General features: G+C 63.2%; 25 protein-coding genes. 7 read left to right on the top strand and 18 right to left on the bottom strand.

Translation table 11 applies throughout. The features are described 5' to 3' along the window. Positions 1 to 44: 44 nt before the first annotated feature. From KBB36_RS10210 to KBB36_RS10200, 3 genes are all read left to right on the top strand, one after another. Entirely contained in the window at positions 45 to 578 is a 534-nt protein-coding gene (locus tag KBB36_RS10210; RefSeq protein ID WP_290979736.1) for a GNAT family protein, read from the top strand. Positions 579 to 724: 146 nt separating this feature from the next. After that, positions 725 to 1897 carry an ABC transporter substrate-binding protein gene (locus KBB36_RS10205; protein WP_290979732.1) on the top strand — a complete coding sequence of 391 codons (1173 nt, stop codon included), beginning with the start codon at positions 725 to 727 and terminating at the stop codon, positions 1895 to 1897. Continuing rightward, positions 1894 to 4287: a methyl-accepting chemotaxis protein gene (locus KBB36_RS10200; RefSeq protein WP_290979729.1), complete on the top strand. Its 2394-nt coding sequence runs from the start codon at positions 1894 to 1896 to the stop codon at positions 4285 to 4287. Before KBB36_RS10205 ends, KBB36_RS10200 begins: the two co-directional genes overlap by 4 nt. Here KBB36_RS10200 and KBB36_RS10195 read toward each other — a convergent pair. Beyond that, on the bottom strand, positions 4284 to 4871 hold the full coding sequence (locus KBB36_RS10195; RefSeq protein WP_290979724.1) for a YqgE/AlgH family protein: 588 nt from the start codon (positions 4869 to 4871) through the stop codon (positions 4284 to 4286). The genes KBB36_RS10200 and KBB36_RS10195 overlap by 4 nt on opposite strands. 226 nt (positions 4872 to 5097) lie before the next feature. On the opposite strand from KBB36_RS10195, the gene KBB36_RS10190 reads away from it, so the two are divergent. Then, positions 5098 to 5580: a peroxiredoxin gene (locus KBB36_RS10190; RefSeq protein WP_290979721.1), complete on the top strand. Its 483-nt coding sequence runs from the start codon at positions 5098 to 5100 to the stop codon at positions 5578 to 5580. Here KBB36_RS10190 and rnhA read toward each other — a convergent pair. Genes rnhA through ispH form a run of 3 tightly spaced genes read right to left on the bottom strand, consistent with a single transcriptional unit; the run spans position 5577 to position 8030 of the window. After that, positions 5577 to 6044: a ribonuclease HI gene (rnhA, locus tag KBB36_RS10185; RefSeq protein ID WP_290979719.1), complete on the bottom strand. Its 468-nt coding sequence runs from the start codon at positions 6042 to 6044 to the stop codon at positions 5577 to 5579. The two genes, KBB36_RS10190 and rnhA, sit on opposite strands and share 4 nt — an antisense overlap. A gap of 3 nt (positions 6045 to 6047) precedes the next feature. After that, positions 6048 to 7037, bottom strand: coding sequence for a homoserine kinase (locus tag KBB36_RS10180; RefSeq protein WP_290979716.1), 990 nt, complete (start codon positions 7035 to 7037; stop codon positions 6048 to 6050). A 9-nt stretch (positions 7038 to 7046) separates the two neighbouring features. Continuing rightward, positions 7047 to 8030, bottom strand: a complete 984-nt coding sequence (gene ispH / locus KBB36_RS10175) for a 4-hydroxy-3-methylbut-2-enyl diphosphate reductase (protein ID WP_290979713.1) — start codon at positions 8028 to 8030, stop codon at positions 7047 to 7049. A gap of 111 nt (positions 8031 to 8141) precedes the next feature. Between ispH and KBB36_RS10170 the strand changes: the two genes are divergently transcribed. Beyond that, entirely contained in the window at positions 8142 to 8732 is a 591-nt protein-coding gene (locus tag KBB36_RS10170; protein WP_290979710.1) for a hypothetical protein, read from the top strand. Here KBB36_RS10170 and KBB36_RS10165 read toward each other — a convergent pair. Then, on the bottom strand, positions 8729 to 9061 hold the full coding sequence (locus KBB36_RS10165; RefSeq protein WP_290979707.1) for a helix-turn-helix domain-containing protein: 333 nt from the start codon (positions 9059 to 9061) through the stop codon (positions 8729 to 8731). The two genes, KBB36_RS10170 and KBB36_RS10165, sit on opposite strands and share 4 nt — an antisense overlap. 74 nt (positions 9062 to 9135) lie before the next feature. On the opposite strand from KBB36_RS10165, the gene KBB36_RS10160 reads away from it, so the two are divergent. Further along, positions 9136 to 9717, top strand: coding sequence for a carboxymuconolactone decarboxylase family protein (locus KBB36_RS10160; RefSeq protein WP_290979704.1), 582 nt, complete (start codon positions 9136 to 9138; stop codon positions 9715 to 9717). On the opposite strand, the gene ggt is transcribed toward KBB36_RS10160, so the two are convergent. From ggt to KBB36_RS10110, 10 genes are all read right to left on the bottom strand, one after another. Beyond that, positions 9711 to 11321 carry a gamma-glutamyltransferase gene (ggt, locus tag KBB36_RS10155; protein WP_290979701.1) on the bottom strand — a complete coding sequence of 537 codons (1611 nt, stop codon included), beginning with the start codon at positions 11319 to 11321 and terminating at the stop codon, positions 9711 to 9713. The two genes, KBB36_RS10160 and ggt, sit on opposite strands and share 7 nt — an antisense overlap. Further along, positions 11314 to 12276: an oligopeptide/dipeptide ABC transporter ATP-binding protein gene (locus KBB36_RS10150; protein WP_290979698.1), complete on the bottom strand. Its 963-nt coding sequence runs from the start codon at positions 12274 to 12276 to the stop codon at positions 11314 to 11316. The genes ggt and KBB36_RS10150 overlap by 8 nt, the downstream gene beginning before the upstream one ends. Continuing rightward, entirely contained in the window at positions 12273 to 13238 is a 966-nt protein-coding gene (locus KBB36_RS10145) for an ABC transporter ATP-binding protein (RefSeq protein WP_290979695.1), read from the bottom strand. The genes KBB36_RS10150 and KBB36_RS10145 overlap by 4 nt, the downstream gene beginning before the upstream one ends. Further along, entirely contained in the window at positions 13235 to 14131 is an 897-nt protein-coding gene (locus KBB36_RS10140) for an ABC transporter permease (RefSeq protein ID WP_290979692.1), read from the bottom strand. The genes KBB36_RS10145 and KBB36_RS10140 overlap by 4 nt, the downstream gene beginning before the upstream one ends. Then, the gene (locus KBB36_RS10135) at positions 14131 to 15048 is read right to left on the bottom strand and encodes an ABC transporter permease (protein WP_290979689.1); all 918 of its coding nucleotides are present in this window, start codon (positions 15046 to 15048) and stop codon (positions 14131 to 14133) included. Before KBB36_RS10135 ends, KBB36_RS10140 begins: the two co-directional genes overlap by 1 nt. Positions 15049 to 15067: 19 nt before the next feature. Further along, complete coding sequence (locus KBB36_RS10130; RefSeq protein ID WP_290979686.1) at positions 15068 to 16606, bottom strand: ABC transporter substrate-binding protein; 1539 nt, start codon at positions 16604 to 16606, stop codon at positions 15068 to 15070. A 151-nt stretch (positions 16607 to 16757) separates the two neighbouring features. Then, positions 16758 to 17045: a hypothetical protein gene (locus KBB36_RS10125; protein WP_290979684.1), complete on the bottom strand. Its 288-nt coding sequence runs from the start codon at positions 17043 to 17045 to the stop codon at positions 16758 to 16760. Between the two features lie 16 nt (positions 17046 to 17061). Continuing rightward, on the bottom strand, positions 17062 to 17673 hold the full coding sequence (locus KBB36_RS10120) for a hypothetical protein (RefSeq protein WP_290979681.1): 612 nt from the start codon (positions 17671 to 17673) through the stop codon (positions 17062 to 17064). Positions 17674 to 17678: 5 nt separating this feature from the next. Further along, positions 17679 to 18077, bottom strand: a complete 399-nt coding sequence (locus KBB36_RS10115; RefSeq protein ID WP_290979678.1) for a hypothetical protein — start codon at positions 18075 to 18077, stop codon at positions 17679 to 17681. After that, positions 18071 to 18571 carry a hypothetical protein gene (locus KBB36_RS10110; protein ID WP_290979675.1) on the bottom strand — a complete coding sequence of 167 codons (501 nt, stop codon included), beginning with the start codon at positions 18569 to 18571 and terminating at the stop codon, positions 18071 to 18073. Before KBB36_RS10110 ends, KBB36_RS10115 begins: the two co-directional genes overlap by 7 nt. 269 nt (positions 18572 to 18840) lie before the next feature. Here KBB36_RS10110 and KBB36_RS10105 point away from each other — a divergent pair, with 269 nt between their 5' ends. Next, positions 18841 to 19185, top strand: coding sequence for a hypothetical protein (locus KBB36_RS10105; RefSeq protein WP_290979672.1), 345 nt, complete (start codon positions 18841 to 18843; stop codon positions 19183 to 19185). On the opposite strand, the gene KBB36_RS10100 is transcribed toward KBB36_RS10105, so the two are convergent. From KBB36_RS10100 to gyrB, 3 genes are all read right to left on the bottom strand, one after another. Further along, positions 19186 to 21756 (bottom strand): cation-translocating P-type ATPase, encoded by a 2571-nt coding sequence (locus KBB36_RS10100; RefSeq protein ID WP_290979669.1) that lies wholly within the window; start codon positions 21754 to 21756, stop codon positions 19186 to 19188. It lies immediately after the preceding gene. Between the two features lie 100 nt (positions 21757 to 21856). Next, on the bottom strand, positions 21857 to 22696 hold the full coding sequence (locus tag KBB36_RS10095; RefSeq protein ID WP_290979781.1) for an alpha/beta hydrolase: 840 nt from the start codon (positions 22694 to 22696) through the stop codon (positions 21857 to 21859). Between the two features lie 30 nt (positions 22697 to 22726). Then, positions 22727 to 25189 carry a DNA topoisomerase (ATP-hydrolyzing) subunit B gene (gyrB, locus tag KBB36_RS10090; RefSeq protein WP_290979666.1) on the bottom strand — a complete coding sequence of 821 codons (2463 nt, stop codon included), beginning with the start codon at positions 25187 to 25189 and terminating at the stop codon, positions 22727 to 22729. Between the last annotated feature and the right edge of the window lie 4 nt (positions 25190 to 25193).

Genomic DNA, 25193 nt, shown 5'->3' with positions numbered 1-25193 from the left:
CTGCCATGATCTTCGGGCGCTTCCTTTCGCAGCCGGCGCCCGCGATGACCACCGAGCGCGTCTATCTGCGCCAGCCGGAGGCCAGTGATTTTGAAGCCTGGGCGGCTTTGCGCGCCATCAGCCGCCAGCATTTGCAGCCCTGGGAGCCAAGCTGGGCCGAGGATGCCCTGAGCCGCGAGGGCTTTCGGCGCCGCCTGACCTGGTTTGATCGTTTGCGGCGCTTTGATCAGGGCAATGGGTTTTTCATCTTTGACCGTCGCAACGACACGTTGCTGGGCGGCATCACCTTGTCGAATCTGCGGCGCGGCGCTTCGCAATGCGGCGAGCTCGGTTACTGGATGGGGCGCCCGCATGCCGGCCAGGGCTATATGACCGAAGCGCTGCAAGCCTGCACCGCCTGGTGTTTCAGCGAATTGGGCCTGCACCGGGTGGAAGCCGCCACCTTGCCGGAAAACCAGCCAAGCCAGCGGCTGCTGCTGCGCGCCGGCTACAAGCCGGAAGGTGTGTTGCGCGGTTATCTCAAGATCAATGGCGCGTGGCGCGATCACCGGCTCTATGCCCGGCTGTTGAGCGATTAGTCATCGCAGAGCACAACCGATGGTCTGGAATCGGGGTGGCAATATTAATGCCTTTCCCAGCCATGGTTTCTTTTATATTTCCCCGGATATCCCTTAGACTTGACCTGACTCTGCCGCAGAGCGGAGCGTTACAGGGAGTGTATGGGATGGCAGGCAGCAGCAATAGCAGCTGGCGTCGCATCGTCGCCGCAACGGCAATTTTGCTGGGTGGCGCGGCGCCGGCATGGGCGGCCGATCCAGGCGTTTATGCGGATCGTATCGTCTTTGGTCAGGCCGCAGTGCTGGAAGGCCCGGCTTCGGCGCTTGGCACCGGCATGCGCGATGGCATCCTGGCGGCTTTTGCCGAAGCCAATGCGGCGGGCGGTGTGAAGGGCCGCAAGCTGGAATTGGTGCTGCGCGATGATGGCTATGAGCCAGCCAAGGCTGCGGCTGCCGCGCGCCAGTTGCTGGATCAGGATAAGGTGTTTGCCCTGATCGGCCCGGTTGGTACGCCCACCTCGGCAGCGATGGAGCCTATTGTGGCGGCGGCCCAGGTGCCGTTTATCGGGCCGTTTACTGGCGCCGAATTCCTGCGCAATCCCTATAAGCCGCATGTGGTGAATGTGCGTGCCTCATATTTCCAGGAAACCGAGGAGATGGTGGAGCGCCTCACCGTCGACCTGAAACATGAGCGCATCGCCATCCTGTATCAGAATGATTCCTTCGGGCGGGCCGGCCTGGCCGGCGTGCAGCGCGCATTGACCAAGCGAAAGATGGAACTGGCCGGCGAGGCCACTTTCGAGCGCAACACCACGGCGGTGAAGCGGGCCTTGATCGAATTGCGTAAACGCGAGCCGCAGGCGATCATCATTATCGGCCCTTATGCGCCGGCCGGTGAATTCATCCGCGCCGCCAAGAAGCTCGGCCTCAAAACCGTGTTCGTGAATATCTCCTTCGTCGGCTCGGATGCGCTGGCGGGTGATCTTGGCCCCGATGGTGCTGGCGTGGTGGTGACCCAGGTGGTGCCGTTCCCGCGTGACACGTCCATTCCGCTCGTGGCGGCCTATCAGAAGGCGCTGGCTGCCTATATGCCAAAAGCTTGGCCCGGCTTCATCTCGCTGGAAGGCTATATGGTTGGCCGGCTGGCGATCCAGGCGTTGCAGAAGCTGGAGGGCGAGCCGAGCCGCGCGGCCCTGCTCAAGGCGCTCGGCAGTGGCAATTACGATCTCGGCGGTGTCACGCTCGGCTTCGGGCCGGATGACAATCAGGGTTCGGATGCCGTCTTCCTCACCCGGATTGATGCCGAAGGCCGCTTCCAGTCGATCAGGAGCCTGCAATGAGCAATATCGCCGACACGCTCCCCATGACGATGAGCCCGATGACCATGAGCCATGCCAAGCGCCGCTTCGGCATCCGGCAGAAGCTTTACTTCGCCTTCGGTGCCATTGCCGCGCTTACACTCGTCTGCACGCTCAGTGCCGGGCTGTTCATGAACCGCATCAATGCCTCGCTTGGTCATGTGATGGATGACAACCTGCCGGCCGTCACTGCCTCGCTTAACCTTTCGGTGCAGGCGGCCCAGCTTGCCGCCGCGGCACCGGCCCTGGGGGCGGCGCGTTCAGAGGCCGAACGCAACGAGATGGAGCAGCAGATCCACAAGCTGATTGATACCACCGGCACCAGCTTAGCCAGCATCAAGCAGAAGGATCCTAGCGGCGATTTCAGCAAGATCGATGCCGCGGTCAGCGCACTGGACCGCCAAATCAACACGATTGGCGAGCGCACCGCCCTGCGGCTGCGCTTGGCCGAGCAACGCGCCGAGATTGCGCGCAAGATCGGCGCCACGTTGGATGCCTATACCACGGCCAGCGCCAAACTGTCTGACGACACGGCCTTTTCCATTGTCACCACATTGGAAAATGTCGGCAGCGGCGGGCGCAGCCTGAAGGATGTCGCCGATTACATGAAGGGCGTCGCGGAATTTGAATTTGCCCTGGTTGACGGCCTGTCGGATCTGACCGCCGGCATGAACCAGGCCGCCAGCCTGCTGGAAGCCATCGGCAATGCGCCCAGCGAAGCGGCGCTCAACAGTCTGGTGGATCGGTTCCAGAGCACTGAGACGCGCATGCGCGGTGCGCTCAAGCGGGTGCTGGATGCCTATAACGATGATGCGATCAAGGCCGCCACCGAGGCCATGGTCAGTTTCGGCGCCGGGCGTGAAGGCGTGATCCCGCTGCGCCGTCGCGAATTGATCGCGCTGGCCCAGGTGGATACCGCGCTGGCCAACTCGCGCCGCGCGGCAACAACGCTCTCCACCGAGGTGGCGCGCATTGTGGAAAGCGCCAATGCCGATGCCGGCCAGGCGGCGCAGCAATCCTTTGCCATGGTGAAAACCGGCCTGATCGTGCTGGCTCTGCTGGCCGGCCTCAGCCTGGTGGTGGCCGGCCTGATCGGCTGGCTCTATGTCGGCCGCCGCGTGGTGGATACGCTGGTGGGGCTGACTCTGGTGATGGAGCGGCTGACCCGGCGCGAATGGGATACCGAGGTGCCGGAACGCGCCCGGCCCGACGAGATCGGCGACATGGCCCGCGCGGTGCAGATTTTCAAGGCCAATGGGCTGGAGAATGAAAAGCTGCAAGGCGAGGTGGAGGCGGGGCGGCAAAGGTTTGAGCAGGAGCGTCAGGCACAGGAGGCGCTGATTGATCGGTCGGTGGGCCAGATCGTGTCGGCGGCGGCGGCCGGAGATCTGGTGCAGCGTATCGATGCGGCGGCGCTGGATGGTGTGATGCGGCGATTGGCCGAAGGTGTGAACAGCCTGCTGGATAATTTCGCCAATGCGCTGGCGGCGGTGAACCGCACGCTGGACCGCATGGCGCATGGCGATATGACCGGCCGGGTGGAGGGCGAATTCCAGGGCGTGTTCGCGGCGCTGCAATCCAATGTCAACCAGACTGCCAGCCAGCTATCCGAGGTGGTGCAGCGGATCAGCCAGACCGCCCAGGCAGTGCGTGAGGCATCGGCGGAAATTTCCGCCGGCTCCACCGATCTTGCCGGCCGTACCGAGCAGCAGGCGGCGAGCCTGGAGCAGACCGCCGCGTCGATGCACCAGATCACCGCCACGGTGAAGCAGAATGCGGAAAATGCCGAAGCCGCCAACCAGCTTGCCGCCGCGGCACGCACAACTGCCAATACCGGCGGCGGCGTGGTGCAGCAGGCGGTCACGGCGATGAACGGCATTGAGGACAGCGCGCGCAAGATTGTTGATATTGTAGGCTTGATTGATGAAATCGCGTTTCAGACCAACCTGCTGGCGCTGAATGCCAGCGTGGAAGCGGCACGGGCCGGTGAAGCGGGTAAAGGCTTCGCGGTGGTGGCGCAGGAAGTGCGCGGGCTGGCGCAGCGCTCAGCCAATGCCTCGAAGGAGATCAAGCAACTGATTTCGGTATCGAATGGCCAGGTGCGCCAGGGTGCCGAACTGGTCAACCGGGCCGGCCAGGCTTTGGGCGAAATTGTCGGCTCGGTGAAAAAGGTGGCGGATATCGTGGCCGAGATCGCTTCCGCCAGCCGCGAGCAGGCGACCGGGCTGGACGAGGTAAACACCGCCGTCTCGAACATGGATGAGATGACCCAGCGTAATGGCGCGTTGGTAGAACAGACCACGGCTTCCGCCCAGGCGATGGCAAGCCAGGCTGATCAGCTAAACGAATTGGTGGCGTATTTCAGACTCTAGGCGTGGCCGGCAACGGCGGAAAGATGGCTGATCTGTACGCCGAGCGCGCCGAGCGAGCGTTCCCACAGGCTGTCGAGTTCCGAATCGAAGATCAGGTCAAAATCCGCCGGCACGGTGAGCCAGCCATTCTGCTGCAATTCGGTATCGAGCTGGCCGGCGCTCCAGCCGGCATAACCCAGCGCAAACAGCCGATGCTGCGGCCCGCTGCCGGTGGCGATGGCGCGCAGCACATCCAGCGTGGCGGTGAGGCCGATGCCGCGCCGCTCATCAATCGGCACACTGCCGGGCTGCATGTAATCGGTGGAATGCAGCACAAAGCCGCGCCCGGTTTCCACCGGCCCGCCGGACCGCACAATGATGTTCGAGTCCACAGTGGTTTCGATACTGAGCTGGCGCAGCAGGCTGGGGAAACTCAGGCCGGGATAGGGCTTGTTGAGCACAAGGCCCATGGCGCCCTCGGCATTATGCGAACACATGTAGATCACCGAGCGGGCAAAACGGGGGTCGCCCATGCCGGGCATCGCCACCAGCAGGTGCCGCTCAAGATAGCCGGACATCTTCTTGCCCCTGGCTGTGCGCTTCATGCCGCCATCCTACTCCAAACCTAGCCAAATGTTACCCTGTTACGGGCATTTGTCCATATGGCGGCGCAGGATGATGTTGCTGCCGGCTTTCACCGCATCAGGCGCCCGGATTGAGGCTTGTTTCCGGCTCCAGACCGACCCATGTTATGGGCGCTTCGGCGCCGCCCGGCGATTGCGGCGGCGCCCGCCAAGGAATGACCAAAAGCATCAGCAGAGCGAGGATACTATGACGATCACTGTCGGCGACAGCATTCCCGACGTCACCCTCTACACCTACGGCGCCAATGGCCCCGAGGCGGTGAAGAGCGGCGAATTGTTCCAGGGCAAGAAGGTGGCTTTGTTCGCGCTGCCTGGCGCTTTCACGCCGACCTGCTCGGCCAAGCATCTGCCCGGCTATATCGAAAAAGCCGATGAATTCAAGGGCAAGGGTTTTGACCTGATTGCCTGCCTGTCGGTCAACGACGCCTTTGTGATGGGCGCCTGGGGCAAGCAGCAGAATACCGGCGAGAAGGTGATGATGCTGGCCGATGGCAGCGGCGACTTCACCAAGGCGATCGGCATGGAATTTGACCTCTCGGCGCGCGGCCTGGGCGTGCGCTCGCAGCGCTATTCGATGATCATCGACAATGGCGTGGTGAAGAGCATCAATCTGGAAAAGCCCGGCGCGTTCGAGATTTCCGACGCCGGCACACTGCTCGGCCAGGCCTAAGCCTGGGCATTACCGCCGCCATCGCGGATTGCGGTGGCGGCGGCACGAGCCAGTTGGTCCACGCGCTCGTTTTCGACATGGCCGCTATGGCCGCGCACCCATTGCCAGTCGATCTTGTGCGGCGCCATCGCGGCTTCCAGCTTCTGCCATAGATCAACATTCTTGACCGGCTTGCGATCAGCGGTTTTCCAGCCGCGCGCCTTCCATGGCCGCAGCCACTTGGTCACGCCATCAATCACATAGCGACTGTCGGTATGCAGCACCACATGGCAGGGCCGCTTCAGGGCTTCGAGGGCTGAAATCGCACCCATCATTTCCATGCGGTTATTGGTGGTGGCCTTGTCGCCGCCGCTCAATTCCTTTTCGCGGCCCTGAAAGCGCAGCAGGGCAGCCCAGCCGCCGGGCCCCGGATTACCCAGGCAGGCGCCATCCGTGAAGGCTTCGATCCGCTCCAGATCAGCCATGCTTCAGCGTTCAACGCCATAGGCGCTGGCGCCCAGCACCAGGCGATGGAAATTCAGTTTCTGCCAGTATTCCATCGGGTCTTTCGGCTTCACCAAAGCGCCCGGCACCTGGTTGAGCCAGTCATACAGCCGCGTCAGCAGGAAACGCAAAGCCGAGCCGCGGGCAAAGAGCGGCAAGCTATGCACCTCGCCATCGGTCAAGGGCCGCACACTTTCATACCCACTGATCAGTGCCCGGCTTTTTGTAACATTGAAGGCGCCGTCGGTCTCGAAACACCAGGAATTCAGCAGCACCGCCAGATCATAGGCGTAATAATCGTTGCAGGCGAAATAGAAGTCGATCAGGCCGCTCAAGGCTTCGCCGATGAACAGCACATTGTCGGGGAACAGATCGGCATGGATCACGCCATGCGGCAATGGCCGGTCGCCAACCCGGCCCGGCAGGTCCGGCCAGGTGGCGCGCAGGCTGTCATATTCGCGCGCCAATTCATGCTCCAGCCCGGCCCGCACGTCGCTGGCGCGGCTGCCGCAGGCCTGGATCAGCGGCAACCAGCCATCGATGCTGAGTGCGTTGGGGCGCTGGCCGGCAAAATCGCGCCCGGCCAGATGCAGCCGCGCCGTGGCGGCGCCAACCTCGAAGCAATGTTTCGGTGTCAGCCGCTTGGGCGACACGCCGTTGAGAAAGCTGATGATGGCGCAGGGGCGGCCGGCCACTTCGCGCAAAGCCTGGCCATCGCGGCCCTGGATCGGCGTGGGGCAGGGCAGCCCCTTATGCGCCAGATGATCCATCAGGCCGAGGAAATACGGCAATTCCTCACGCTTCACACGGCGCTCATACAGCGTCAGGAAATACGTGCCGGTCTCAGTGCCCAGCATGTAGTTGGAATTTTCCACGCCCTCGGCGATGCCCTTGCAGGAGAGCGGCGAGCCGATATCGTATTCGGCCAGCAGGGCGCAGAGCTGATCTTCGCTGATCTCGGTATAAACGGCCATGCTGCTGCTTCAGGCTGCGTTGGAATCAAGGGCGCCGGGCAGTTTGAACTGCACCGCCTCGGTGGCGGTGGTCACTTCACGCAAAGTGACCCTGTAGCGCTGGCGAAACGCATCAATCACTTCCTCCACCAGCACTTCCGGCGCGCTGGCGCCTGCGGTGATACCGACACGACGGATGCCGGCCAGCGCCGTCCAGTCGATATCGCCGGCGCGCTGCACCAGTTGCGCCACCAGACAGCCGCTGCGCTGCGCCACTTCCACCAGCCGCAATGAATTGGAGGAATTCGGCGCGCCGATCACCAGCATCGCATCACATTCGGCAGCAATCGCCTTCACGGCGGCCTGGCGGTTGGTGGTGGCGTAGCAGATATCTTCCTTTTTCGGCCCTTCGATGCCGGGATAGCGCGCCTGCAAGGCGGCGATGATCTCGGCGGTGTCGTCCACCGAAAGTGTGGTCTGGGTGATATAGGCCAGTGGCATGCCCTCGGGCGGCGCCAGGGCGGCCACATCGGCCACGGTTTCCACCAGCGTCACGGTGCCTTCGGGCAATTGCCCCATGGTACCGATCACCTCGGGATGCCCGGCATGGCCGATCAGCAGGATATGATGGCCCTCGCGATGATGCCGCTCAGCCTCGCGATGCACCTTGCTGACCAGCGGGCAGGTCGCATCCAGGTAGAACAGGTTGCGCGCCTTGGCCGCATTCGGCACCGATTTCGGCACGCCATGGGCCGAGAACACCACCGGCACCCCGGCTGGCACCTGGTCCAGCTCATCGACAAAAACCGCGCCTTTGGCGGCCAGGGTTTCCACCACAAAGCGATTATGCACGATCTCATGCCGCACATAGACCGGGGCGCCGTATTTTTCGATGGCGCGCTCAACAATCTGGATGGCGCGGTCCACCCCGGCGCAGAAGCCGCGCGGCGCCGCCAGCACGATATCAATATCGGGCATCGGGGTGGTTTGCTGATGATCGGGCGCGCTGTTCATTCCGGCCTGAAGGGCTGTCGCTTGTAAGGGGGCGGGGCCTCTTCTATACAGAACCGAGCCCGCCAATTGCCGGGCAAGCTATCGTACCTGACGGTGGAAGGAAAGTGCGCCATGGCCGCTTCGGCTGCTTCCAGCAATTCACGCCCGGCTGTGCAGGCCGCTTTGCGCGGCGCCGCTTTGGCCGGCCTGCTGCTGCTGGCTGGCTGCGGCTCGGGCGGCTGGTTCAGCAAAAAAAGCGATCTGCCACCGCAACCCTGCCCGCGAGTCGGCATCCTGGGCGATGCGCAGAAATCTGTGCAGTTCCGTGCAGGCGCCGGGCGTGACCTGACCGATGTGGCCTTTGAGGTGGAATTGCTGGATTTCAACGGCGGCTGCAAATTCGCCGAGAAAAACTCCGTCGTCACCGTTACCTTCACCTTGCAGGTGGCGGGCACCCGTGGGCCGGCTGCGGGCGATGCGCGCGAACTGAGTGTGCCGTATTTTGTCGCCGTGGTGGATAAGCAGCAGAATATCCTGTCGCGTGACGGCTTTACGGCTCGGCTGCCGATGCCGCCAGGCCGCCGCCGCGTGGCGGTGGGTGAGGAACTGGAGCAGCGTATCCCGCTGCCCGCGGGCCGCACCAGCCGCGATGTGGAAGTGCTGATCGGCTTGCAGCTCGATAACGAGCAGCTTGAATTCAATCGCAAGCAGCGCGGTTTCTAGCCTGCCGGCGTTTCCGCCGCAGCCCAGCCCTCGGCCCAATCATTCAGGGTGAGCAGGATCGGCTGCAAGCTGCGCGCCGCTTCGGTCAGCCCATAACCACTGCTGCCGTCATGCAGCACCAGGCCGGCTTTGCGCAGGTCGTTGAGGCGTTGCTGCAATACGCTTGGTGAAAGCCCGCCACAGGCATCCTGCAAGGCGCGGAAAGTCAGCGGCGTTGCCCGCAATTCCCAAAGGATCCGCAAGCTCCAGCGTCGGCCCAGCAGATCCAGGGCGGCCATGATTGGCCGGCCGGAACTGGAGCCACGCACCGGTTTTTTCATTTGCGCCATAATTTACCCCTTGCGCTACTAAAAATGCAGCATTATGTCATTTGCTACTAAAAAGATAGCAAAGGGGGAAGCCCATGACCAGTACCCAGCCCGAACCCCGCTTGCCGCCACTGACAGCGCCTTTTGCCGCTGATGTTGCCGGCCAGCTGGAGCAGATGATGCCGCCGGGCGTGCCGCCCATCGCGCTATTCCGCCAGGTGGCGCATAACCCGCGTGTGCTGGATCGCTGGCGTGGCGGCGCATTGCTGGACAAGGGCTCGATCAGTCTGCGCCAGCGCGAGATTGTCATCCTGCGTGTCACCGCCAGGCTGGGGGCGGAATATGAATGGGGCGTGCATGTTGCATTTTTCGCCGCCAAGGCCGGCTTCACAGCGGCCGAGCTAACCGCCACCTACCAGGGCGGCGCGGCGGATTTTGCGGCCGCCGATGAAGCCCTGCTGCTGCGCATGGTGGATATGCTGATCGGGCAGAAGCGCCTGGACGATGCGCTATGGCATGAGGCCAGTGCGGTTTTTTCACCGGCACAGATCGTCGAAATCCTGGCCCTGGCCGGCTTCTACCATACGGTATCGTTCACAGTGAACACGCTGCGCACCCCGCTTGAGCCGGGCGCGCCGCGTTTCCCGCAAACCGCTGAAGTATCCGGGCCTCAATAGGCCAGGGCGCAGCCATCCTTGCGTGGGTCGGAACCGGCCATCAGCACGCCATTGCCGTTCAGCAAGATGGCCTGGCCGCCGCCATGCGGCATCTCGGCCATTTTGATCTCATGGCCCAGGGCGGCAAGGCCGGCCAGCACTTCAGGCGGGATGCCGCGCTCGGCCTCGAATTTGCCGGCGACATGGAAGCCGCGCGGGCTGTCGATGGCTTCCTGCACATCCATGCCGTAATCCACGATATTGGTCAGCACATGGCTCTGGCCCACCGGCTGGAAACCGCCGCCCATCACGCCATAACACAGCCAGGGCTTGCCATCCTTCAGCGCCATGGCCGGGATGATGGTGTGCATCGGCCGCTTGCCCGGCGCCACGTTGTTGGGGTGATTGGGATCAACACGGAAACCAGCGCCACGATTTTGCAGCAGCAGGCCGGTTTTCGGGCTGCTCAGGCCGGTACCGAAGGGCCAGAACAGCGAGTTGATGAAGGAGCAGCAATTACCGTCGCCATCCACCACCGAGATGTAAACCGTATCACGATAGACCGCGCCATTGCCCACCGGGCCGGGTGCCGGCATGGCGCGCTTGATGTCGATGCGGGCGCGCAATTCGTCGGCGAAGCCAGCCGATAGCAACTTTTCCACCGGCACATCGGCAAAGGCCGGGTCGGCCACATAGGTGTCGCGGGCCTGGAAGGCGAGGCGGGTGGCCTCGGCTTCGAGATGGAAACGCTCCACGCTATGCGGCGCGTATTTGCCGATATCCAGGCCGGCCAGGATATTCAGCATGATCAGGGTGGTGATGCCCTGGCCGCTGGGCGGAATTTCCAGCAATTCCACGTCGCGGTAGCGCGTCTTGATCGGCTCGACCCAGAAGGATTCCTGGCTGGCAAAATCCTCCAGCGTATGGGTGCCGCCCAGGCTGCGCAGATACTGCACAATATCCTCGGCCACCCAGCCGGCATAAAAGCCATCGCGGCCCTTGGCGGCAATCTCACGCAATACCTTGGCATAGGCTTCCAGCCGGAGGATATCGCCGGCCTGCGGCGGCTTGCCGCCGGGCAGATACACGGCGGCGGAATTGGCATCGGCGCTCAGCTTGGCGATGTTGATCGGCCGGTTAAAATCCACGCTCACCCGTTCGGTGATCGGAAAACCTTCCTCGGCGAACTGGATTGCCGGCTGCAACAGATCGGCCAGGGCCAGCTTGCCGAAACGCTTGTTCAGCTTGGCCCAGGCATCCACCGCGCCCGGGATGGTGACGGCATGCACGCTGGTAAGGCCGATTTCGGTCAGCCCCTGGCCCAGCAGCAGATCATGGTTCAGCCCGGCCGGGGCGCGGCCCGAGCCATTCAGGCCATAGACCTTGCCACCCTTGTTGGTATCGGTGCCGGCCGGCGCGTAGAGCACAAAATTGTCGCCGCCGATGCCGGTTGATTCCGGCTCGACGATACATTGCACGGCACAGGCGGCAATCGCCGCATCGGCGGCATTGCCGCCGCGCTTCAGAATATCCAGCGCTGTAATGGTGGCCAGCGAATGCGAGGTGGCGGCGGCGCCATGTCGCCCCATGGCGACGGAACGGCCGGGCAGATGCAGATCACGCATGAGACGAGACTCCAGAAGCAAAGACATGGCAGGCGGCGCCATCCACCAGTTTCGGCATCTCGGCGCGGCAGGTGTTTATGGCATCGGCGCAGCGCGGATGGAATGGGCAGCCAGGCGGCGGATTGAACGGATCCGGGAATGCCAGGCCAAGCCCGGTATCGGGAATGCCCAGGCCGGGTTCCGGGGTCAGTACCGAAGCCAGCAGGGCCTTGGTGTAGGGGTGGCGCGGGCTGGCGAAAAGTTTGGCCGTCTCGGCCTGTTCCACCACGCGGCCGAGATACATCACCGCCACTTTGGTGGCGATATGCTCCACCACTGCCAGATTGTGGCTGATGAATACATAAGTCAGATTGAAGTCGCGGCGCAGATCAAGCAGCAGGTTGATGATCTGCGACTGTACCGAGACATCGAGCGCCGAGGTCGGCTCGTCGCAGATCACGATATCCGGCTGCATCACCAGGGCGCGGGCGATAGCGACACGCTGGCGCTGACCGCCGGAAAGCTCGCGCGCATAGCGGTCGGCGAAGCGGCTGGCCAGGCCGACCCGTTCCAGCATGTCGATGGCCTTGCGGCGCCGCTCGGCGGCAGTGCCAATGCCATGCACTTCCAGCGGCAGGGCCACCAGCGAGGCCAGGCTGCGGCGCGGATTGAGCGAAGAATATGGGTCCTGGAAGATCGGCTGCACGCGGCGCGCAATGGCGCGGCGGTCCATGCCCGCCAGCGGCTGGCCATCCAGGGCGATGCTGCCAGCATCGGGCTTGAGCAGGCCCAGCAGGATGCGGGCCAGGGTGGATTTGCCACAGCCGCTTTCGCCGACGATGCCGAGCACATCGCCGCGTTCGATGGTCAGGTCAACGCCATTCACCGCATGCAGCTTGCGGCTGGGCTTGAACACGCCCTGGCTGACGGTGAAGCTTTTGGTGACGGCGCTGGCGCTGAGCAGGGCGGTGGTCATGCGGCCCCCTTGATGCAGCGCCAGGCATGGCCGGCGCCATCATCATGGGTGGGCGGCGGCGCGGCGCAGACCGGCTGGGCCTCGGCGCAGCGGCTGCGGAAACCACAGCCTTTCAAGCCGCCAACCAGATTGGGCACCACGCCGGGCACCACGCCCAGGCGGTCGCCGGGCTTGGAGCGGCCTGGCACCGGGATGCAGCTGATCAAACCCTGGGTGTAGGGATGCCGGGGCTGGCGCAGGATGGCTTCGGTGCTGCCGCTTTCAACAATTTCGCCGGCATACATCACCCCCACACGATGCGCCACGCGCGCCACCACACCAAGATCATGGGTGATCAGCAGCAGGGCGATGCCGAATTCCTGTTGCAGATCAAACAGCAGCCGCAGGATCTGGGCCTGGATGGTCACATCCAGCGCCGTGGTCGGCTCGTCGGCAATCAGCAGGTCCGGCCCGCACATCAGCGCCATGGCGATCATCACGCGCTGGCGCAGGCCGCCGGAAAGCTGGTGCGGATATTGCCCCAGGCGGCCGGCGGCGGAAGCCATGCCAACCTTGCCCAGCAGATAGATGGCGCGTTCACGCGCCTCGGCCATGCTGGCCTGCTTGTGGCGGATATACCCTTCGGTAAGCTGGTCGCCGATGGTGTAGGCCGGGTTCAGCGCCGTCATCGGTTCCTGGAAGATCATGGCGATGCGGTTGCCGCGCAAGGCGGCCACGGCTTCCGGCTGGTTCAGGTCGATGCCGTCAAAGCTGAGGCGGGTGGCTTCGCGCCGGGCGTGGCGCGGCAGCAGGCCCATGATGGATAAGGCGGTCATTGATTTGCCGCAGCCGCTTTCGCCCACCAGGCACAGGGTTTCGCCGCGCGCGATATCAAAGCTGATGCCGCGCACGGCTTCCAGCGCGCCATCGGGCGTAGGCAGCGCCACGCGCAGGTTCTGCACAGACAGCAGGGCAGGGCTCATGAGCGGCCCTCCGGCGCCAGCAGGTCGCGCAGGCCGTCGCCGGCCAGGTTGATCGAAAACACTAGCAAAGCCAGGGCACTGCCGGGAATCGCGATCAGCCAGAAGCTGAAAAACATATAGCTCTTGGCTTCCGAGATCATCAGGCCCCAGGATGGCAGCGGCGGCTGCACACCAAGACCGAGGAAGGAGAGGGCGGCTTCCAACAGGATGGCGCTGGCGGCTTCCAGCGTGGCGATCACGATCAGATGCGGCGCCACATTGGGCAGCACTTCGCCCAGCACAATACGCGGCGTGGAAGCGCCGGCGGCCTCGGCGGCGGCAATGTAATCCTGCGAGCGGGTTTGCTGCGTGGCGCTGCGCATCACCACAGCAAAGCGATCCCATTTCAGCAGCCCGAGCGTGATGATCACCACCGGCAGCGACGAGCCGAGCAAAGCCACCACGGCCAGCGCGAACAGGATCACCGGCATGGCCAGCCGCGTGGTGGTGAAAAAGGTGATCAGCATGTCGATGCGGCCGCCGAAATAGCCGGCGCACATGCCCATAGCCGTGCCGATGGTGCCGGAAATTGCCACCACCGAAAGCCCGATCAGCAGCGAGATGCGGGCGCCATACAGGCTGCGCGAGAGATAGTCGCGGCCCAGATTGTCGGTGCCGAGCGGATGCGCCCACTGGCCTTTTTCATGCCAGAAAGGCGGGATCAGCCGGCGCGTCAGATCCTGCGCATAAGGATCATGCGGCGCCAACAAAGGCGCAAACAGCGCCACCAGCACGATCAGCAGCAGCAGGCCGCCGCCAAAAATCAGGCTGTGATTGCCGCGCAGCCGGCGCAGCAAACGCTGGCGCTGGCTTGGCTCGGGCATTGCGGCGGGAAGCGCCTCGCTGCTGCTCATCACGACACCCGGATGCGCGGATCGAGCCAGGCATTGGCCAGATCGGCGAGCAGGGTGAGCAGCACATAGAATACCGATAACAGCATGACCACCGATTGTGTGACCGGGAAATCCTTGTAGACGATGCTCTGATAAGCCAGATAGCCCAGGCCATCGAGGGCGAAGATCGCCTCGATCACCACCGAGCCGCCAAGCAGGAAACCGAGCTGCACAGCGGCCAGCGCCACCACCGGGATAGCAGCGTTGCGCAGGCCGTGCTTGAAGACCACCATGCCTTCGTTCAGCCCCTTGGCGCGGGCGGTGCGGATATAATCTGCCGATAGCACTTCGATCATGCCGGCGCGCACCAGGCGCATGAAGGCCGGCGCGATATAATAGCCCAGCGCGATGGTGGGCATGACAAAATGCAGCCAGCTATCACTGCCGGAAACCGGCAGCCAGCGCAGCTGGATCGAAAACAGCATGATCAGCAGCAGCGCAAAGAAAAAATTCGGCAATGCCTGACCCAGCACGGCAATGCCAAGCGCCACGCGGTCGATCCAGCTATTGGCAAAGATGGCGGCGCAAACGCCCAGCGGGATCGAGATGCCAAGCGCAAACAGCAGCGCCGAGAAGCCCAGCATCAGCGTGGTGGGCAGCTTGTCGAGCACCAGGGCGGTGACTTCGGTCTTGAAATACAGCGACATGCCGAAATCGCCCTGCAAGGTGCGCCAGAGCCATTCCAGATATTGCACGATCAACGGCCGGTCGAGGCCGTAATTCTTGCGCACGGTATCGATATCGGCCTGGCGCGCGCCCTCGCCGGCGAGGGCCGCAGCCACATCGCCGGAGAGGCGCACCAGCAGGAAGCACACCACCGACACGGTGAGTGCCACCAGCAGGGCAAGGCCAAGCCGTTTGGCAATAAAAATCAGCATCGGGCTTGGCCTCGGCCGGTTACTTCCAGGTCATTTCCCAGAAACGCGGCATTTCATCCGGATAGGCCTTGAACACCAGGTCCGAGGTGGCGACGTAGAATACCGGCAGCGAATACAGCGGCACGGCATAGGCCTGCTCGGCGATGATGGTCAGCGCCTCGCGATAGGCCGCCTTGCGTGCCACCGGCTCCACCGTGGTATTGCCCTTTTTCAGCAGGTCGCGCACCTTCTCGTCGCGGGTGATGTCCTCACCCTCGAAGGCGTAATAGTTCGGGGTTGAGGCCGACACGTCGTTGACCGAGAAGGAACCCCAGGTCTGGTGCGTCAGCCCCGCCTTGTTGCCCCTGATCTGCTCGCGCATGGCGGCATATTGCAGGAAATTCAGGTTGGCCTTGATGCCCACCGCCTTGAGGTAGCCGATGATCGCCTCGGTCTGATGGCGCTCGCGATAGGCCACGAAGGGCAATTCCAGGCCATCCGGATAGCCCGCCTCGGCCAGCAGCTTCTTGGCCTTGGCCGGATCATATTCATAGCGCTTGGCGCCCTCGTCGGTGCAGCCGACCTGGGTCGGGAAGCAGATGGTGTGCAGCACGCGCGAGCCTTCGCCCACCAGCGCCTTCACCATGGCCTGCTTGTCGATGGCATGGTTGATCGCCTGGCGCACCCGGATATCCTTCAGCGCCGGGAAGGCGCTTTCGGCCTGGCTGTTCATCTGCATGAACACGATGCGCATGGTTTCGCCGCTCACCACCTGTAGGCCGGGCTGGCCCTTGAGCTGGTCGGCCTGATCCTTCGGCACATGCATCAGGAAATCGGCGCCCCGGCTCATCAGTTCGGCAAGCTGGGTCTGGCGATCCGGGATGAAGCGGATTTCGATCTTCTCGATCTTGGAGGCGCCCTTCGGGCTTTCCTTGAAATAGTCCTTGTTGCGCTCCAGCGTGATCGATTTGCCGGCGACATGCTGGGTGACGCGGAACGGCCCCGAGCCAACCGGTTTTTCATTCTGGCCGCGCGGGCCAACCTGCTCGTAATACTGATTGGGATGGATCACCACCGGGCCGGACAGATATTCCAGGATCGGCGGGAAAACCGCCTTGGTGACGACGCGCACCTTATACTTGTCGACCTTTTCGGCCTTTTCGATCCAATTCACGTTGGATTGGGTCACCACCTTGTTTTCCGGCTTGGCGATGAAATTCAGTGTGTAGACCACATCGTCGGCGTCGAATTCCTCGCCGTTATGGAATTTGATGCCCTGGCGCAGGTCGAATTCGGTTGTGCGGTCGTCAATCTGGCGCCAGCCGCTGGCCAGCTGGCCCTTATATTCGTTGGTATTGGGGTCGCGGTAGACCAGGGTGTCCCAGACATGCTGGCCGATGATCACGCCGATGCGCACATTGTTGAAGAATGGGTCAACATTCTCCGGCACCTGGTCGTAGACGAAACGGACGGTGTTGTTCTTCTTGTCGGCCAAGGCCGGGCTGCTGCCCAGGCCGGCGCCAAGGCCGGCAAAGGCCACCGCCGCCATCAGACCAGCGCGCCATACGGATGCTTGCATTGTTGTTCCCCTGTTGCCTGATTCTGTCAGAGCGGCGTTCCGTGCCGCCCCGTTAACAGCATTGTCATCCAGGCAGGGGCCAGGGCGCAACGGTTTATATGCGCGCATACATGTTGTGCCGCAAATTATGGAACAGGAATCTACAGCCGGCTCAGCGATAGGCGGCGACGAATTGCTGTTCGTTGCCGATATAGAGAAATCCGGTGCAGATCAGGGTTTTTCCATCCGGCACCGGTGCATCCGGCGCTGGTATCAAGGCCAGTGTCACCGCCGGGGCGGGTGCAGCGGCATCCTGAAGGATGAACAGATTCACCGCATCATCCGGCGCCACACATAGCGCGATCAAGGCACCGCCATAGGTATTCTGGCGCTGATTGACATGGGCTTGCAGGGCCGGCAGGGCGATGGTTTTTTCCAGGGCGAAGGCGCTTGAGGGCATGAGGGGGCTCTCCGGATCAGGGGAAATTCTTCAACTGCGCCTCAATCGGCAGCAACGCAGCCTCAGAGTTGATGCTGCCGACATAGCCCCGCAATTCCTGCTTTGCCGCTGCTGCATTGCTGCCATTGAATTTTTTGCTGATGGCCTTGTCGTTGTTGAGCGCCTGCACCAGCGTCAGTGTATTCGCGTCAGACAGGCCAACTATCTTGGTGCGCGCTGCTGCCGCACGGGTTTCAACATCCTTGGACAGCATCACGGTCAGGGTCGGGTTGACGATCTTCTTGGCGATATCCGGCGATTCGGCAATCTTGTTGGCAGCGGCGCCAGAGGCAAACTGGCTGCGGATCACCAGCTTGTCGTTGAAGAAACCGCCGGCCTTGTCTTCATATGCCAGATCATAGCCTGAGATCAGCGACACGGCTTCGCCGCTATTATCGTTGGCGCGTCCCGGCACCAGAGCCACAATGCTGCGCATCATGCCGGCATTCACATGCACCGGAGTTACCGGATTCTCATTCACGTCGATGGCAAGATTGAAGCCGCTGCGTTCCATGAAGATCAGGTTGTTTTCGCAGCCGCCGAGCAACAGGGTCAGCAACAACAGGGCGCAGGTCGTGGTTTTTTCCATGGCGTTCAGCTCCCGCTCCCGGTCGTGCTGCTGCATTCAAAGAATTTGTTGGCAGCTTCGGCATCACCTTTCAGATTCTGCGCCAGGTCGATGGCGGCCTTGCCGGTGGCGAGATGCTCGCGGAAACTGGTGAGGAAAATGCCCTCCACCGTCACTTCGGTGCAGTTCAGCACCGACATGGTTTCCTTCTCGCCGGTATTTGCCGTATCCACCACACTGCGCGGCGGATTGGTGCTGAACTTGCGGTCATAGCCGATGATCAGATGGCCGGATGACATCTGTGGGCTGACTGCCGCATTCACGCCGACGACGGAATGGCTGACGATATAAAGCGGCGCTCTGTCGCTGCATCCGGCAAGGCTGGCGGCAAGCAGCAACAGGCCCGGAAGGCGGGCTTTCAACATGGCATGGAGTCCTTTCGGCAATAGGAAAGCCGGGTCAGGGCGGGCAGGTCGGGATGGAAACTGAGCTGCATCAGCAGCGAACCTTCCGCCGGCGGCTGGCTGGCCAGGACGGTTTCGCTGAAGCCGAGGCTGAGGCCGGTCTGGAGCGGGCCAGCCTGCATATCAAGGCCATAGCTGGTGCCGCGCATCGCCACTGGCGGCAAAGCCGGCAGATCGATCAGGAAATAATGCCAGCCCGGCGCAAGCTTGGCGGCTTGCTCGACAGGGAATACATAGGAGCGCCTACTGGCTCCGAGGCCAAAGCCCTGATCGCCGGATTGCAGCCGCAGATTGGCGCCCAGGCTGTAGATTTCGACAACCAGGGCGCCGTCACCCTGGCTGACCCTGGTGGCGCTGAGGCCATAACCATCCACCGAGCAGGCGGCAAGGCCCGTCAGAGCCAGCAGAGCAGTGCCAAGCCGGCTTGGTAAAACTGGTGGGCAGGGCTTCGGCATTGGTAGCGAAATCCCCCAAAAGCATAATTTATTGGTGTTTGAGCAATACTATTCTATCGCCATAAGGGATGAGTCAATAACCTTCTGTATAATGGCCTGAAACCAGGATTTGCCGTTTGATCCCCTGGCCGCTGTGACGATGGCTACAAGCCCGGCGCTATTGCCCCTGGATGGGATTTACATCACGCCAGGGCGGTCCATCTGATGCGGCAAGTCAACACGGCCCGGAAACGGGGCGGCCCGGAATGGGCAGAAAGCAGGTTAACGTCATGTCACTCCGCAGCACACTTCTGGCCAGCGCCGTCACGCTGGCGCTCATCGTCGCTTCCTATGCTGCCCATGCCGGCCAATATCGCCTGGCGCCCGGGGCGCAGGCTAATATCGATGTCAGCAGCCAGGGCAGCTACACCAGCATCATCGTGGCCAATACCGGCAGCCAGCCAGGCAGTATCGAACTGGATGCGCCGGTAGGCCGCAAGCTGGAACTGGCGCCTGGGCAGAGCACGGAAATCTATGGCCCGCTGCGCAGCCGGGGTTTTGTCAGCGTGCGCAATACCGGCAGCAGCCCGCTCACCGTCACCTCCAGCTATCAGGACCGCGCGCCGGCGCCGTGATCAGGATTGCAGCCGGCGGCGCCAGAATGGCTTGAGGCCGGTGAGCAGCAATAGCAGCAGCAGAGCGCCGCCCAGGCAGAGCAGCAGGTCGTTCAGCGTCAGCGGTGCAAAACGCAGCATGCCCCGCGCCGCCGGCCAGGCCAGCGCTATGCTGAGCAAGCCGATAATGCCGCCGAGCACCAGCAATTGCAGCCGGCTGGCATGGTCCAATGCCCCCAGCACGGAAAGCCCGAAACTGCGATTGACAAATAGCAGCGCCAGATTGGTGGTGACAATGGCGGTGAAGGCCATGGCGCGGGCTTCACCCTCGGCCATGCCGCCGGCCAGCGACCAGGCATAAAGCACTGCCACCAGGCCAGCCGCCAGCAAACCTTGCAGCAGGCTCCAGGCCGCCAGCGCGCCAGAGAAAAGCGGACTGTCAGGCGCGCGTGGCGGGCGCTGCATCACATCCTTCTCCTCTGCCTCCGCTTCAAAAACCACCGAGCAGATCGGGTCGATAACCATTTCAAGAATGGCAATATGGATCGGCAGCAGCACCAGCGGCCAGCCGAAGACCAGCGGCAGCAAGGCCATGGCGGCAATCGGCACATGCACAGCCAGGATATAGCCGATGGCCTTGCGCAGATTGTCGTAGATGCGGCGGCCCAGCCGGATGGTGCGGGCGATGGAGGCGAAATCATCATCCAGCAGCACGATGGACGACGCTTCGCGCGCCACATCGGTGCCGCGCCCGCCCATGGCGATGCCGATATGTGCCGCCTTCAGCGACGGCGCGTCATTCACACCATCGCCGGTCATCGCCACGATCTCGCCCTGGCCTTGCAGCAGCCGCACCAGGCGCAGCTTCTGCTGTGGCAGAATGCGGGCGAAAACTGTGGCGCGGCGCAGCTTTTCGCCCAGCGCGGCATCATCCAGTTGCGCCATGTCGGCGCCGGTCACCACATGCTCGGCATCAATGCCGGCCTGGCGCGCGATGGCGGCGGCGGTGGCGGGATAGTCGCCGGTGATCATCATCACGCGGATGCCGGCGGCGCGGCAATCCTGCACGGCGGCCGGCACACTGGGGCGCAGCGGATCGGCCAGGCCAACCAGGCCCAGCAAGCGGAAGTCAAATCCGCTCTGGCTTTGCGGCATCGCCGCATCACAGCCATGGCTGGCCTGGGCCACGGCCAGCACCCGCATGCCCTGCGCCGCCATTGTCTCCACAGCAATATGCAGCCGGGCCACGGCTTCGGCATCCAGATGGCATAGCTTGGCGATGGCTTCCGGCGCGCCTTTGGCCGTCACCAGCGCTTCGGCCGCGCCTTCGCTATGCCACAGATTGGTCATCGCCAGCAGATCGGGGCTGAGCGCAAATTCATGCAGCAGCACATGGCCCTCGGCCGGCGGCGCCGACAGGCGCGGCGCCAGGGCATGAAAAGCTTTTTCCATCGGATCAAACGGCTGCGGCTTGCTGGCCAGGATGCCGCAGGCCGCCAGATCGGCAAAAGGCTGCGGTAGCGGCGTGTCGTCGGCGATGCTCAGATCGAGCATGGTATCGCCGCAATACATCGCCACAATCTTCATGCTGTTCTGCGTCAGCGTGCCGGTCTTGTCGGTGCATAACACGGTGGCAGCGCCCAGCGCTTCTATGGCAGCGGCGCGGCGGGTCAGCACCCGGGCCTGCGAGATGCGCCATGCGCCCATCGCCATGAACACCGTCAGCACCAGCGGGATTTCCTCCGGCAGCATCGACATGCCCAGCGCGATGCCGCCCAGCAGCGCATCCAGCCAGCCGCCGCGCAGCAGGCCAAACAGCAGCATGGCCAACAGGCTGACCAGCAGCGCCAGAATGGCAAAGCCGCGCACCAGGCCGCGTAATTCACGCGCCAGCCGTGGCGTTTCGCTCTCAATCTGGCCCAGCGCCTGTCCCAGCTTGCCGATCTCGCTATAGGCGCCGGTGGCCCGCACTTCGGCAAGGCCCTGGCCGGCCACCAGCAAGGCCCCGGCATAAAGATAAGGCTGATCCTCGCCGCCTGGATGCCCTGGCGGCGGAATGCTCACCGTGGCCGGGCGTTTGCGCACCGGCACGGACTCGCCGGTCAGCAGCGATTCATCCACGCTGATACCCTGGCCGTCGATCAGGATCGCATCGGCGGGAATACGGTCGCCCTCCGCCAGCAGCAGCAGGTCGCCGCGCACCACTTCAACGCCGGGGATGCGGCGCCGCTCGCCATCGCGCAGCACCAGGGCGCGCGGGCTGGTCAGATCGCGCAGGGCTTCCAGCACACGCTCGGTGCGGCTTTCCTGGATCACGGCGATGGATACCGAAAGCGTGGCGAAGCAGAACAGGATCAGCGCCTCGCCGGCATCGCCCAGCACCAGATAGATCGCACCAGCGGCCAGCAACAGGCCAAACATCGGCTGGCGGATCACCTCCAGCACAATGCGGAGCCGGGTGCGGCGCAAAGGCTGCGGTAATTCATTGTGGCCCTCGGCCTTCAGGCGCGCGGCGGCTTCGCTGCTGGAAAGCCCCAGGCGGCGATCGGTGGCGCCAAACGCATCGCTCGCGCCATCTGCTGTCACTGTCATCCCTACCGCCGAACTGTTATGCCTGCCGGATATGCAGACAATCTAGCATGCCAGCTTGCAGCGGCGGCGCATTGATCTGGCGCAAGGCCGGGGGCGGAGCTCAGGGCATCCGGCCAGGCTGAATTGTTTCGCCCGGGTTTTGCAGGAATGATAGCAGCAGGCCTGTGATAATGGCCGGCTGTTCCAGGCTGGGCAGATGCGCGGTGCCGGGCAGGGGCTGGAAGGCCGCATTCGGCATCATCCCGGCGATGTGGCGGCAACGCTCCTGGATATGCGGAAAGTCAAAGCTGCCGCAGACTATCAGCGTCGGAGATGTTATCTCGCCGATGCGCTGGTAGGCGGACACATTGTCGATATTCGCCCCGCAAGGCGGCAAGCGCAGCGCAGCGCCGTTCATTTCCAGGAATAACGCCCGCTTCTCCCCCGTTACCCGATTCTCGGGTTGCAACGGGCCATCCAGCCAGAGCCGGGCTTTCACCGCATTCAGCTGGTCCAGATCACCGGCCGCCTCGGCCTGTCGCTGTTGCGCCAGCATTGCGGCAATGTCTGGCGTGTAACTCGGTTCGGGGGCGGCCGCCACGGATGGCGAGATCAGGAACAGGCCACAGACCCGATCCGGATGCAGCAGGGCCGCATCAAGCGCAACCCGGCCGCCCTGCGAGCAGGCAACCAGGATCGCCGGTTCGCCGCCTGCCACAATGTCGAGCACCGTCAGCAGATCAGCGACAGCAGAATGATCCTGCCGCTCGGCGTGGGTGGCGCCAAAGCCCCGGCGATCATAGGCGATGGCCGTATGATCCTCGGCAACGGCCCGCCATTGCTGCTGCCACATGCGGCTGTCACAGACCGCCGCATGCAGGAACACCACCGGGCTGCCTGCGCCAGTAACAGCGGCGGCGAGGGTGGCGCGGCCGGCAGTGATGTGGTGGCTGTATTGCATGCTCACCGCTGGCTGCGAACACCCGATGGCTCAAATATCCAGGTTGGCGACGCTCAGGGCGTTGGACTGGATGAAGTCGCGGCGCGGCTCCACCACATCGCCCATCAGCGTCTCGAAGATGTTGTCGGCATCCTCGGCGTGGTTGACCTTGACTTGCAGCAGGCTGCGCGCATTCGGGTCCAGCGTGGTTTCCCAGAGCTGATCCGGGTTCATTTCACCCAGCCCCTTGTAGCGCTGCATGGTCAGGCCACGCCGGCCGGTTGCCATCACGGCATTGAGCAATTCGGATGGCCCGCGCACCGGATGCACTTCGTCCTTGCGCTTGAGCTGGGCCGGCACCAGATAGGCGGCCTGCAATTCATCGGCCAGTTCGTTGAGCTTGCGTGCCTCGGCCGAGCGGAACAGCGGCGCATCGAGCAGGTGGTTTTCGGTATAGCCGCGCAATGAGCGCCGCGCCACCAGGGTGCCATCGCCCGGCGCCAGGCATTCCCAGCCCTTTTCCAGATCGGAAGCCAGCGCATTCAGCCGCAGTGCCAGGGATTCCGCCGCCGGCACCGACTTGGCGGCATCATCAAGCACATCATTACGCAGCATGCCCAGGATGGCGGCCTGTTCCACCAGCCAGGCATTATAGCGTTTGCCAACCGATTCCAGCATGGCGCGGGCCTGGCGCGCCTGGTCCACCAGGCGCCGCAGATCGGCGCCGGCGCGCTGGCTGCCATCATGCAGATGCAGCACGGCGGCTTCCAGGCCTTCGCCGATCAGGTAGTTTTCCAGCGCGGCTTCATCCTTGAGGTAGCGTTCCGACTGGCCGCGCTTCACCTTGTAGAGCGGCGGCTGGGCAATATAGAGATGCCCGGCATCGATCAGCGGCCGCATCTGGCGGAAGAAGAAGGTGAGCAGCAGGGTGCGGATATGCGCGCCGTCCACATCGGCGTCGGTCATGATGATGATCTTGTGATAGCGCAGCTTGCCGGCATCAAAATCGTCATGCCCGATGCTGGTGCCGAGCGCGGTGATCAGGGTGCCGATTTCGGCCGAGCCGAGCATCTTGTCGAAGCGGGCGCGTTCAACATTCAGAATCTTGCCGCGCAATGGCAACACGGCCTGATTGGCGCGGTTGCGGCCCTGTTTGGCCGAGCCGCCGGCGCTGTCGCCCTCAACCAGGAATAATTCGGATTTTGCCGGATCGCGTTCCTGGCAATCGGCCAGCTTGCCGGGCAGCGAGGAAACATCCAGTGCGCCCTTGCGGCGGGTCAGTTCACGCGCCTTGCGCGCCGCTTCGCGGGCGGCGGCGGCTTCCACCACCTTGCCAACAATGGTGCGGGCTACGGCCGGATGTTCTTCCAGCCAGGCGGAAAGCTGTTCGTTGACCAGGTTTTCCACCGCCGGGCGCACTTCCGAGGAAACCAGTTTGTCCTTGGTCTGCGACGAGAATTTTGGGTCCGGCACCTTCACGCTCAGCACGCAGGTCAAACCCTCGCGGCTATCCTCGCCGGAAAGTGTCACCTTTTCCTTCTTCAGGATGCCGCTTTCTTCCGCATATTTGTTGATGCAGCGGGTCAGCGCGCCGCGGAAGCCGGCAAGATGGGTGCCGCCATCGCGTTGCGGAATGTTGTTGGTGAAGCACAGCACGGCCTCGTGATAGCCGTCATTCCATTGCAGCGAAACTTCGATGCCGATGCCGTCGCGCTCGCCGCGGATGGTCACCGGCGGCTTGTGCATTGGTGTCTTGTTGCGATCCAGATAAGCGACGAAGGCTTCAACGCCGCCTTCATACATCAGTTCCACGCTTTTCGGTTCCACGCCGCGCAGATCCTGCAACACGATGCGGACGCCGCTATTGAGGAAGGCCAGTTCGCGCAGGCGGCGCTCCAGCGTGGCAAAATCAAACTCGGTCTTGGTGAAGGTTTCGGTCGAAGGCAGGAAGGTCACTTCGGTGCCGCGCTTGCCCTCGGCCTCGCCCACCACGGCCAGCGGCGCCTCGGCATCGCCATGGCGGAAGCGCATGAAATAAGCCTTGCCGGCGCGCCAGATGCGCAATTCCAGCGTGCTGGACAAGGCATTCACCACCGAAACGCCCACACCATGCAGGCCGCCGGAAACCTTGTAGGAATTCTGGTCGAATTTACCGCCGGCATGCAGCTGGGTCATGATGACTTCTGCCGCCGAAACGCCTTCCTCGGGATGGATATCCACCGGGATGCCGCGCCCGTTGTCGCGCACGGTGCAGGAGCCATCGGGATTCAGCAGCACGGTCACCTGGTCGCAATAACCGGCCAGTGATTCATCGATGGCGTTATCCACCACCTCATAAACCATGTGATGCAGGCCGGAACCGTCATCGGTGTCGCCGATATACATGCCGGGGCGCTTGCGCACCGCATCCAGGCCTTTCAGCACCTTGATGGCAGAGGAATCATAGCCTTCGCCGTTGCGCGCGGCTTCATCCCTGCGGGCCAATTCGTCCTTGCGGGATTGTTCTTCACTCATGGTC

This window comes from Ferrovibrio sp., from assembly GCF_017994015.1.
In the GTDB taxonomy this organism is placed as follows: Bacteria; Pseudomonadota; Alphaproteobacteria; order Ferrovibrionales; family Ferrovibrionaceae; genus Ferrovibrio.
Note: the sequence above shows the minus strand (reverse complement) of the source record. Positions and strands in the feature narration are given on the sequence as shown.